At 58.2% G+C, this 10,307-nt stretch carries 12 protein-coding genes; 5 read left to right on the top strand and 7 right to left on the bottom strand.

The window, feature by feature from the left end:
* Positions 1-765 (bottom strand): MFS transporter (locus BLX41_RS36910; RefSeq protein ID WP_259745464.1); only part of this gene is annotated, 765 nt, incomplete at its 3' end.
* 55 nt (positions 766-820) lie between these two features.
* On the opposite strand from BLX41_RS36910, the gene BLX41_RS32210 reads away from it, so the two are divergent.
* The gene (locus BLX41_RS32210) at positions 821-1,609 is read left to right on the top strand and encodes a helix-turn-helix transcriptional regulator (RefSeq protein WP_123728128.1); all 789 of its coding nucleotides are present in this window, start codon (positions 821-823) and stop codon (positions 1,607-1,609) included.
* 53 nt (positions 1,610-1,662) lie between these two features.
* On the opposite strand, the gene BLX41_RS37155 is transcribed toward BLX41_RS32210, so the two are convergent.
* The 6 genes from BLX41_RS37155 to BLX41_RS32185 all read right to left on the bottom strand — a co-directional run bounded on the left by BLX41_RS37155 (position 1,663) and on the right by BLX41_RS32185 (position 6,580).
* Positions 1,663-1,983, bottom strand: a complete 321-nt coding sequence (locus BLX41_RS37155) for a hypothetical protein (protein ID WP_311197614.1) — start codon at positions 1,981-1,983, stop codon at positions 1,663-1,665.
* Positions 1,984-2,065: 82 nt separating this feature from the next.
* Complete coding sequence (locus tag BLX41_RS37150; RefSeq protein ID WP_311197613.1) at positions 2,066-2,494, bottom strand: MFS transporter; 429 nt, start codon at positions 2,492-2,494, stop codon at positions 2,066-2,068.
* A 141-nt stretch (positions 2,495-2,635) separates the two neighbouring features.
* Positions 2,636-3,463, bottom strand: a complete 828-nt coding sequence (locus tag BLX41_RS32200) for an ABC transporter permease (protein ID WP_123728127.1) — start codon at positions 3,461-3,463, stop codon at positions 2,636-2,638.
* Complete coding sequence (locus BLX41_RS32195; RefSeq protein ID WP_123728126.1) at positions 3,463-4,383, bottom strand: ABC transporter permease; 921 nt, start codon at positions 4,381-4,383, stop codon at positions 3,463-3,465. The genes BLX41_RS32200 and BLX41_RS32195 overlap by 1 nt, the downstream gene beginning before the upstream one ends.
* Before the next feature lie 44 nt (positions 4,384-4,427).
* A complete protein-coding gene (locus tag BLX41_RS32190) occupies positions 4,428-5,498 on the bottom strand; it encodes an ABC transporter ATP-binding protein (RefSeq protein ID WP_123728125.1) in 1,071 nt (356 codons plus the stop codon).
* A 26-nt stretch (positions 5,499-5,524) separates the two neighbouring features.
* A complete protein-coding gene (locus BLX41_RS32185) occupies positions 5,525-6,580 on the bottom strand; it encodes an ABC transporter substrate-binding protein (protein ID WP_123728124.1) in 1,056 nt (351 codons plus the stop codon).
* 150 nt (positions 6,581-6,730) lie between these two features.
* Between BLX41_RS32185 and BLX41_RS32180 the strand changes: the two genes are divergently transcribed.
* From BLX41_RS32180 to BLX41_RS32165, 4 genes are all read left to right on the top strand, one after another.
* The gene (locus BLX41_RS32180; protein WP_259745463.1) at positions 6,731-8,209 is read left to right on the top strand and encodes an aspartate aminotransferase family protein; all 1,479 of its coding nucleotides are present in this window, start codon (positions 6,731-6,733) and stop codon (positions 8,207-8,209) included.
* Positions 8,210-8,276: 67 nt separating this feature from the next.
* A complete protein-coding gene (locus tag BLX41_RS32175; RefSeq protein WP_123728122.1) occupies positions 8,277-8,810 on the top strand; it encodes a MarR family winged helix-turn-helix transcriptional regulator in 534 nt (177 codons plus the stop codon).
* A 3-nt stretch (positions 8,811-8,813) separates the two neighbouring features.
* The gene (locus tag BLX41_RS32170; RefSeq protein ID WP_123728121.1) at positions 8,814-9,779 is read left to right on the top strand and encodes an NAD(P)H-dependent flavin oxidoreductase; all 966 of its coding nucleotides are present in this window, start codon (positions 8,814-8,816) and stop codon (positions 9,777-9,779) included.
* 14 nt (positions 9,780-9,793) lie between these two features.
* The coding region (locus tag BLX41_RS32165; RefSeq protein ID WP_148059800.1) for an enoyl-CoA hydratase/isomerase family protein at positions 9,794-10,307 on the top strand (514 nt) is incomplete at its 3' end.

Raw genomic sequence — 10,307 nt, 5'->3', positions numbered from 1 at the left:
CTGCTTGATGCCGTAGACGAAGGGCAGTATGGCAGCAAGCGAGAGCAATACGCTGGGCACGTCCACCCGTGCGCTGCCAGCTGCACGGTACTCAGGCAACAGCAACGGCGCGAGCACCAGCAGCACGATCACCACAGGCACCGCGATCAGGAATGCTGCGCCCCACCAGAACCATTCCAACAACAGACCGCCCACAACCGGCCCCAACGCATACCCAATCCCCCACATTGTTGCCCAGATACCGATGCCAAGTGCACGCTGACGGGCATTGGTGAACAGATTGCCAATCAGCGCCAGCGTAGATGGCATCAGTGTGGCACCCGCTATACCAAGTACCGCCCGCGCTGCGATCAGCATAGTGGGACTGGTCGAAAAAGCAGCAGCCACGGAAGCTGCGGCAAACGCGACCGCACCGATCAACAAGAGCTTGCGCCGGCCAATCCGGTCGCCCAGCGTCCCCATCGTGATGAGAAAGCCCGCGATCAGAAAGCCGTAGGCATCCATGATCCATAACGCCTGTGAACTGGTGGGCTGCAGGTCGGCAGCCAATGCCGGCAAAGTGAGATGCAGCAATGTCAGATCCAGCCCGAGCATGACCGAGGGCAGGGACAACAGGGCAAGGCCCGCCCAGGCACGCGGCCCAGCGCACTCGGCATTCTTTTGCCTGTTGCCGGCGGGCATGGGGATTGGAGTCGAAGGGGTTAGATGACCTGTCATGAACGGCTGATCCTCATGCTGCTCAATTGCGAAAACAGCATCCTCCATGCAACATAGTCACATGATAATTTAACTACTTATCCTATTACCAATGACAACAGCAATGCGTGAACGCAGCCTTAGCCGCACTCGAAATGAACTGTCCGAGTTCCTGACTCGCCACCGGAAGAAGCTGAAGCCAAGCGATGTCGGTTTGCCCACGACCGAACGACGCCGCACGCCCGGACTGCGCAGGGAAGAAGTCGCAGCGTTGGCGGGTGTGGGCTTGACCTGGTACACCTGGTTCGAGCAAGGCCGGGCAGTCAAGGTATCAGAGAGGTTCCTGTTGAGCGTGGCCTACGCCCTCAAACTTGACGATGCCGAATGCACCCACCTCTTTCTTCTGGCACACAGACGGCCCCCACCGCCGGAAGCGTATCAATGGGTGTCGGTGACACCCGGCATTCAGCAACTGCTTGATGATCTCCCCAGGCCTGCCTATGTACAGAACCTGCGCTGGGATGTGGTGGCATGGAATGCGGCGGCTGAAGCGCTGTTCGAATTGGCAGCCAGGCAACGGGAGGATCGCAACCTGCTACGCATGATATTCGCTGACCCCGAGATGCGACGGCGGTTGTCCGCCTGGCCCGACGACGCGCCCAGGTTGCTGGCGCAGTTTCGCTATGACGTTGCGGTAACGCCGGAAGACCCCGCCATGGTGGCCTTGATCGAGGAGATGAAGGTACTGTCTCCCAGCTTTCGACGCGGGTGGGAAACGCCAGGCAATGAGGTTGCCGAACGCGGCATCGGATCAGTCGTGGACCTCAAAGGTGAGCAGCACAATTTCCACCACGAAACCCTGGTGGTGGACGAACACCGGCACTTGAAGATGGTGGTGTACTTCGAGCAGTAGCCGGCGACAAGCCCGCTCCTTCCCTGTAGGAGCAGGCTTGCCCCGCCAGGCGCTCACAGACTCCGCCGTCCATACCCCCACGCCGCAACGCTGATGAACGCCGCGCACAATCCCAGGGTTAATCCCAGAGCCTGCCATTCAGCCGCCAAACTCAAGCCACCGCCAATCAACCCGTAATACAACAGCCCGAACAACGCCCCCGCCGTCCCCCAGCAATTTCCATACTCAACCAGCGTCGAGCCCAGCAGCAACGGAATCGCCATGGCGAAGGCGCCGAGCATAAAAGCTATGGCCACGGCGATCAGCCTGTGCTCGCCCAGCAGCGCAATCACCAGTGCCGCCAACAAATTTATCCCGCAGGCCAGGTTGAGCAACGTCGCCGCCTATACGCCCCGCGTCAGTTATAGCGTATTCAAGCGCGCGCCAGCAGCGAACCGAGCGCGAGCAAAATTCCACTTAAGCCAAATACATCAGGCAACTGCAGACGCTGGAAAACACCCGCGCCAGTTCCGCACCGCTGTGCACATCGCGCAGGGCTGTCTGGGTGACCACCGAGCCGACCGCAGCGGCGAAGGCGGCAACGATGCGCGCGGCGAGCAAGCCGCAGAAGCTTGTGACCAGCAAGGCCGCCAACGATGCCAGGCCGTACAGTAACAAGCCGGCGAGCAACGCCGGGCGCCGCCCCCAGGGGTCGCACAAGCGGCCCCACACCAGCACGCCGATGGCAAAGGCGGCGAAGTACAGCGACAGGGTTTGCGCCGCTTTGGCAGGCGTCACCGCAAAGCCCTGGCCAATATCCACCAGGGCGGGGCTGTAGAGGGTTTCGGCGATCTGCGGGAACATCAGCAGGGCCGTGGCCAGGGTCAGCCAGGTACGTTGGATCATGAGCAGCGCCCCATGGGTAAAAGAGGGCTCATGGTAGGCAGCGGGCTATGGGTGTATTGCCGCTGAGGTAACTGTTGCGGTGACGTACAAACTGCCTATACCTCCAAAGGGATATACAGGCAGCCGCACCATCGATTCAAATCAATGTTGCTGACGACGTTCCAGACTCTTGATGTACTGCATCGCTACCAAGAGCAGGATCGACAAGACAATCATCAAGGTCGATACCGCTGCCACGGTCGGATCGATCTGGTCGCGGATATTGGCGAACATGCGTCGAGGCAGCGTGGAGCTCTCACCGCCAACAATGAACAGCGCAATGACTACCTCATCGAATGACGCGATAAAGGCAAACAGCGCTCCGGAACAGATCGATAGCCGCAACTGCGGTAACGTCACGGTCAGAAAGGCCCAGGGACGCGAAGCTCCCAAGCTGCGTGCCGCCATTTCCTGATTCATGTCGAATCCCTGCAAGCCATTGCCCACGGCGATCAGCACGAAAGGTATCGCCAGCACACTATGAGCCAGCACCAGGCCAGTGATCGAGTTGTTCAGACCGGTACGCGAGTAGACAAAAAATACACCGACCGCCACCAGAATGATCGGCACCAGCATCGGAAGCATCATCAGGCTGTTGACCAACTTCGCCGCGCCACCGCGTACCTGCGACAGACCATAGGCTGCCAACGTCCCTAACACCGTGGCGATACACGTCGACATGACCGCCACTTTCACCGTGACCCAGGTCGCCATCATCCATTCCGGCGACCCAAGGTATGCTTCATACCAACGCAGACTCCACTCCCGCGGCGGAAACTCCAGGTACTGCGAGGCGGAGAACGACATTGGGATCACAATCAGGCACGGAATGATCAGGAACAGCAGGATCAATCCTACCAGCGCATATAACCAGAGCCGGTGCGCGTGGGTAATCTGTGTCGGCGTCACCGTTTGATTGAGCTTGAACATCAGCTGTTTCTCCCTTGATCATTGAGACCGAACAACTTGCGCATTCCCCAAAGGATCAAAACAGTAGCGACCAACAAGGCCACGCCCAGCGCACTCGCCGCGCCCCAGTTACCGTACAGGGCGATGGTGTCGCTGATTTTCATCGACCACATCGACACCCTGCCACCGCCCAACAATGCCGGCGTCAGGTAAAAGCCCAGGCAAATCACGAAGACCAGCGTGATGCCCGAGGCCAGGCCAGGTAACGACAATTTCAGGAAAACCTGGCGAAATGCCTGGGACGGTGTGGCACCACAATTGGCTGCTGCCGACATCAACAACGGATCGATGTTCTTCATCTTGTCGTAGAGCGGCAGCACCATGAACGGCAACATGACGTGCACCATGCCGACGACGGTTCCGAAGAAGTTGTTAACCAGAGCCAGCGGCTCATGGATCAGCCCCAGATCAAGCAACCAATTGTTGATGACACCTTGGCGCTGTAACAACACCAGCCAGGCGTAGGTACGTACCAGAATCGAAGTCCAGAACGGCAGCAGCACAAAGGCCATGCAGATTTGGCTGGCCCGTTCGGGTAACTGCGAAAGCAGGTAGGCCAGCGGATAACCCAGCAACACGCAAACCAGCGTCACGCAGAACGCCATCTGGAAGGTAACGATGAAACTGCTCAGATACACCGGCCGTAGCAACCGCAGATAATTGTCCAGGGTCAGTGCACCGCTGCTGTCAAATGCCGACAACCAGAACAGCCATCCCAAAGGCACAGCCAGTACCACGAACACTAAAATGAAACCCGGCAGCGTCAGGGAGAGCAGGCCCCAGCGCTCCTTTCGTTCGGCCATTGCCAGGCGGCTGGCCATGGGATCTTTGCTGCCTATGGCAGCGCTTCTGACGCGGCCGGAGAGACTGACGTGTTTCATGGGCGTAACCCTCTTTTGCTTTTGACGAGGGGGAAGGTCGGCATTCATGCGCCCTCCGTCACCAGCAAAGTGTCCTCGGCATGTAGCCAAAGCTGAACCGCCGCACCAGGTGTTGGCACCGGCACGTCGCGAAAGCCTTTTTGATGACGCGCAGTGAGCTCGCTGCCATCGGACAGCACCAGGCCAACGTGATAGCTGTCACCCTGATAGACCACGTCGCGTGCAACCGCGTCGATTCGGTTCATCGCACCAGTGTCCGACGGGGCCTGCCATTGCAGGCGCTCGGGGCGCACCATCAGCACCCGCGGTTGTGCAAGCTTGAGCGCCGTACCTTTGGGCAATTTCAACGCTCGCCCCTGGAAAGTAACGGCATTGCAATCCTCCCCCACAGGAAAAAAACAGCTCTCGCCAATGAAACCCGCAACAAAACGATTGTTCGGCCGCTCATAGAGCGCATCCGGTGTATCCAGCTGCGCCAGCCTGCCTTTGTTCAACACGGCAATGCGGTGCGACAGGGTCAGTGCCTCTTTCTGGTCATGGGTGACATAAATCGTGGTCATACCCAGTCGGGCATGCAGGCGTTTGAGCTCAAGTTGCATGTGCTCGCGCAGGTTCTTGTCCAGTGCTGAAAGCGGCTCGTCCATCAGCATAATCTTCGGCTCGAATACCATCGCCCTGGCCAGCGCGACGCGTTGACGCTGACCACCCGAAAGCTGATGAATGCCGCGCTCACCGAGATGGTCCATCTGTACCATTTCCAGAGAGGCTTTGACCCTGCGGGCTCGCTCCGTACCGCTGACCTTGCGCAAGCGCAAGGGATAGGCGACGTTTTCTGCAACCGTCATATGCGGGAACAATGCATAGTTTTGAAACACCATGCCGATATCCCGCTTGTGTGGCGGACAGTTCAGAAACTCTACGCCATCGACCTTGATACTTCCCGAGTCCGGACGAATAAACCCCGCCAACACATTGAGCAAGGTCGTCTTCCCCGACCCCGAAGGGCCGAGAAGTGTAAGAAACTCGCCAGGATTGACGTCCAGGGAAACATGATCAATCGCGGTAAATGATCCGTAACCTTTATAGACATCCCGAATCGCAATATTGCCTTGCATAACTCCGACCTCCACAAAAACACCCGTTACCGTGCAATCAACTCTTTGTAGTCTTCCTGAACATCAGTGACATGTTCGCCCCACCAGCGAGCGTCCATCAGGGTTTGCTTGGCCCTGTTGGCTGGCGACATGTTTGAGCTGCTCAGTGCATCGGCCGGAACACCGGGTTGCTCGAAAGCCAGATGATTGGTTGGGCCGTAGTAGCCCATCATGGTCGGGATCCGAGCCTGAATGGGGGCGGATACAACATTGGCGATCAACTTCTGCGCTCCCGGCACATTCCCGGCACCTTTGAGGATGGCCATGCAGCCATAACCGAGCAGGCCATCCTCATAGGTGTAGTCCACGGGAGCCTTGTCTTTAACCACTGAGTCGACACGGCTGCTCCAGATCGCGATCAGATCAACCTCGCCATCTTTGATCAACTGCGCCGATTGAGCACCGGAGGTCCACCAGACAGCGACGTAGGGTTTGATTTTTTCCAGCGAGGCGAGACCTCGCTTTATATCCAAGGGATAGAGCTGATCCCGTGGTACGCCATCGGCCAGCAAGGCTACTTCAAGCATTTCATCCGGCGCGACGGAAAGTGCGCGGCGCCCTGGAAACTTTTTCACATCCCAAAATTCTTTCCAGCTCTTAGGGCCTTCCTTGAATTTGTCGGTTCGCCAGCCCATGACGACTGAATAGCTGTTGGTCGCGATCCAGTTTTTATCTCTCGCCAGGCTCGGTACACCTTTGGCGTCGATCACGGAATAGTCCAAGGGTTCAAGCATCCCCTGCTTGGCGAGTGCCGCACAATCATTGGCACCGATATGAATAGCATCCCAAGCAGGTTTGCCGGATTGCACCTGCAGGCGTACGGCTGGTTGTCCGTCATGAGACTCGGTAAGAAGCTTCAATCCAGCCTTCTCAGCGGCCGGCCTCCACAATGTTGCAATCAACGCATCCTGCAGGCCACCACCGTAGCCCGCGACGGTCACCGTCGACAGATCGGCTGCCCATACCTGCGGAGCGATCAAGACAGCCCCCACAGCCGCCAACACATGACGCCTTACAGCTGAAACTTTCAGGGTGTCGAACATTTTCCATCTCCTGTTTCTAGCGCCCGATGAGCGCGGACTTGTTATTAGGCAGAGATAAAGATCAAACCTTAGCGCAGCTTTGAATCAGCTCGACCGTGTCTTCGGTCGTTTTTCCTCATCAGCATGAAGCCTCAGAAGATGGTTGACAACATGAACCACATGATTCACATTGTCAACCATATCGAAATCACTTCACCGACAACAATTGCACTCACGACGCAAGTCGCACCACTCGAACGGAGTACTGCCATGTCACGCTCTTTGCACGCCAGCGACATCGCTTATCACATCCATAGCCAGACCAACCTAGCCAACCATGAAAAGGTCGGTCCGACCGTGATGGTCCGTGGCGAGGGCATCTATACCTGGGATGACAAAGGCAAGAAGTATCTGGACGCCATGTCTGGCATGTGGAGTGCTGCGTTGGGCTATAGCGAGTCGCGTTTGGAAGAAGCCGCGCTGCGGCAGATGAAACAGCTGCCCTATCACCAGAATTTTGCACACCGCTCCACCGAACCGGCCATCGAGCTGGCTGAACGATTGATCTCGCTGGCCCCGGTACCGATGTCGAAGGTGTTGTTCGCCTGCTCTGGCTCCGAAGCCAACGACACCGCGATCAAATTGGTCTGGTACTACTGGAGCGCCATCGGCCAGCCAAAACGGCGCAAGATCATCAGCCGCAATCGCGCGTATCACGGTACGACCATCGCCAGCGCCAGCCTTACCGGCCTCGCGCACTTACACCAGGATTTCGGCCTGCCCCTGCCCGGCTTCCTGCACGTTACCTGCCCGCACTATTACCGCGAGGGGCTGCCGGGCGAGAGCGAGGAGGCCTTCTCCACCCGCTTGGCCGCCGAGCTGGAAACACTGATCGAGCACGAAGGTGCCGACACCATCGGAGCTTTTTTTGCCGAGCCGCTGATGGGCACCGGCGGAGTAATCACTCCACCGGCCGGCTATTTCGAAAAAATTCAACAGGTGCTCAAGCGCCACGACATCTTGCTGGTAGCGGATGAAGTCATTTGTGGCTTTGGTCGTACCGGCAACTGGTGGGGTTCGCAGACCTTCGGCCTGCAGCCGGATATGGTGACGTGCGCTAAAGCACTTTCGGCATCCTACCTGCCCATTTCCGCGCTGATGATTTCCGAACCGGTGTACCAGGCAATGAAAAGTCAGAGCGAGAAAATCGGCATCTTCGGTCACGGCTTTACCTATGGCGGCCATCCGGTCCCGGCCGCCGTTGCATTGGAATGCCTGAACATCTATGAGGAACGCCAGCTTCCGACACACGCCCAGCAGGTCGGCGCACGTCTGGGCGCCGGTCTGCGCAAATTATCCGACCACCCTCTGGTGGGCGAGGTACGCGGCGCCGGCCTGATGTGGGGGGTCGAGGTAGTGGCTGACAAAGTCACTAAAGCTGCTTTCCCAAAAGAGTGGAAAGTCGGTTTGAGCGTGTCTCAGCAAACCGAAGCCAACGGTGTGACTGCCCGTTCGCTGAACGACAGTGTGGTGTTCGCGCCACCACTGATCATCACCGACGCGGAAGTCGACCTGGTACTCGACGCCTTCAGCAAGGGGCTGGATGCAAGTTTGACGCTATTGCGCGAGCAATCGCGCTTCAGCGGTTGAGCTCAGGCCCACACTCCCAAACAATGAGAGGCTAATTCCTTTCCATAGATAGCCCCTTTGGTGCCTTATGAAAAAACACCCAGCAGCAGCTACGCGCGAACCTGAAATCGCCACGGACATGCGTGACCTGTTTTCCGTACAACTGCAGCGTCTGGCCGGCCTTTCGAGTCGTATCGCCGCCATGACCATTCCCCAGCATTTCGCTATTACGGTACTTGAGTGGCGAACACTGGCGATTCTCGATTACCTCGGCCAAGCGCCTCTGGTTCAAGTGGCCAAGCATGCCAGCGTACTGAAAAGCCAGATGAGCAGGATCGTCACCAACCTGACCAAACGCGAATTGATTGAGCGTCAACCCAACCCGGAGGACGGGCGCAGCGCACTGCTCTGCCTGAGTGCGGAAGGCAAAGATATGGTCCGCCGGATCCTCGATGACTCACACGAGCGGAACGAACGCATGCTGAACGGCCTATCGGCCAACGAGCTCAAGCAACTACGCGTATTAATGCAGCGCGTATACAGCAACAGCCTCGAGTACTACGGCGAACTCAAGAAAAACAATCCGTACAACCTGAGTCCGGAGAATGACGATGAGGATTGAAGCATGCCGCTCGACACCCGACTGACCCGCTTACTGGGCATCCGCTACCCGATCATCCAGGCTGGCATGAGTTGGGCATCCAGTTGTGCTGCCCTCCCCGCCGCCGTCTCCAATGCCGGTGGTCTGGGAGTCATCGCCGCAGGACCGATGCGTCTAGCCGATTTAGCCCAAACACTCCGTCAGGTGCGTGAGCTGACCGACAAACCCTATGCGGTGAACATCCCTCTGTATCGCAAGGGCGCCGATGAAATCCTGGACTTGCTGGTAGCCGAACAAGTACCGGTCATCATAGCCAGCCAGGGCTCGCCAAAGGCTTACTTGCAGCGCTTCAAGGACTATGGCGCCACCTGGTTGCAGGTTGTCGCGTTTGTCGATCACGCACGCAAGGCGGCCGCAGCAGGCGTCGATGGGCTGGTAGTAGTGGGCAGCGAAGCCGGCGGTCATCCACCGGCCAATGAAGTGAGCACACTGGTTAATGTGCGGCGCGTATTGCAGGAAGTCGATTGCCCGCTCGTGGCGGGTGGTGGAATCGCCGACGGTTATGGCATTGCCGCATTGCTTGCCCTGGGCGCTGACGCCGTGCAGCTAGGCACACGTTTCATGCTGTCCGAGGAAGCGTTCCTGCATCCTGCCTATAAGCAAAAAGTACTCGACGCCGACATTGGCGACACCGTCCTGGTCGGACGTGGAGCGTTGCCGGTGCGCAGCGTGCGCAACGCTTTTACCGAACGCGTTGAACAGGCCGAGCGCGACGGCATGCCACAGGCTGCCCCCGACGCCTACGCCTCACTGCTGGCTTCCGCCAGTTTGAAGCAAGCCTCATTCGACGGCGATGTCAGCAACGGCAAAGTGGAAGCGGGGCAATGTGCAGGGCTGATCCATCAACTACTGCCAGCCGCCGCAATCATGCACTCACTCATCGAAGAACTCGAACAGGCCCTTGCACGCCTGCGCGCCATGCAACCCTGACAGGAGCATCTTACATGACCGAACAACAGGTCGTTTTGCGTGAAACCTGGGATGGCGTACAGACGCTGACACTCAATCGCCCGGACAAACTCAACGCATTGAACTTCGCACTCACTGAAGGGCTGGTCCAGGCCCTGAAGGATGCCGATGCTGACCCATCGGTTCGGGTCGTTATCGTCACCGGTGCCGGCCGCGGATTCTGCGCGGGTGCCGACACCCGCGAGTTCAAGGTACTGACCCCTGACAATCAATCGCTAGTAGAACGTCGCGCCGCACTGACGACCGAGCTACAAGGGCTGGTCAAGCGGATGAGCAAACCCGTGATCGCCGCCGTTAATGGCTATGCCATGGGTGGCGGTAGCGGACTGGTATTGTCCTGCGATCTGGCGCTGGCTGGCGAAAGCGCGCGCTTCGGTTATCCAGAGGTCAAGCACGGCATCGTCGCCGCGATCGTGATGGCAGGGCTGGTTGAGCATGTCGGACGCAAGGCAGCCTTCGATCTTGTCGCCACTGGTCGCACCCTGGATG

The sequence above is a fragment of the Pseudomonas protegens genome, assembly GCF_003732485.1.
Lineage (GTDB): Bacteria > Pseudomonadota > Gammaproteobacteria > Pseudomonadales > Pseudomonadaceae > Aquipseudomonas > Aquipseudomonas protegens_B.
Note: the sequence above shows the minus strand (reverse complement) of the source record. Positions and strands in the feature narration are given on the sequence as shown.

Excerpts from the sequence above, each read along its gene's own strand:
- BLX41_RS37150 (WP_311197613.1), bottom strand. The coding sequence starts at position 2,494 with ATGATCCAACGTACCTGGCTGACCCTGGCCACGGCCCTGCTGATGTTC.
- BLX41_RS32195 (WP_123728126.1), bottom strand. The coding sequence starts at position 4,383 with ATGAAACACGTCAGTCTCTCCGGCCGCGTCAGAAGCGCTGCCATAGGC.
- BLX41_RS32180 (WP_259745463.1), top strand. The coding sequence starts at position 6,731 with ATGAACCACATGATTCACATTGTCAACCATATCGAAATCACTTCACCG.
- BLX41_RS32175 (WP_123728122.1), top strand. The coding sequence starts at position 8,277 with ATGAAAAAACACCCAGCAGCAGCTACGCGCGAACCTGAAATCGCCACG.
- BLX41_RS32185 (WP_123728124.1), bottom strand. The coding sequence starts at position 6,580 with ATGTTCGACACCCTGAAAGTTTCAGCTGTAAGGCGTCATGTGTTGGCG.
- BLX41_RS32190 (WP_123728125.1), bottom strand. The coding sequence starts at position 5,498 with ATGCAAGGCAATATTGCGATTCGGGATGTCTATAAAGGTTACGGATCA.
- BLX41_RS32200 (WP_123728127.1), bottom strand. The coding sequence starts at position 3,463 with ATGTTCAAGCTCAATCAAACGGTGACGCCGACACAGATTACCCACGCG.
- BLX41_RS32170 (WP_123728121.1), top strand. The coding sequence starts at position 8,814 with ATGCCGCTCGACACCCGACTGACCCGCTTACTGGGCATCCGCTACCCG.
- BLX41_RS32210 (WP_123728128.1), top strand. The coding sequence starts at position 821 with ATGCGTGAACGCAGCCTTAGCCGCACTCGAAATGAACTGTCCGAGTTC.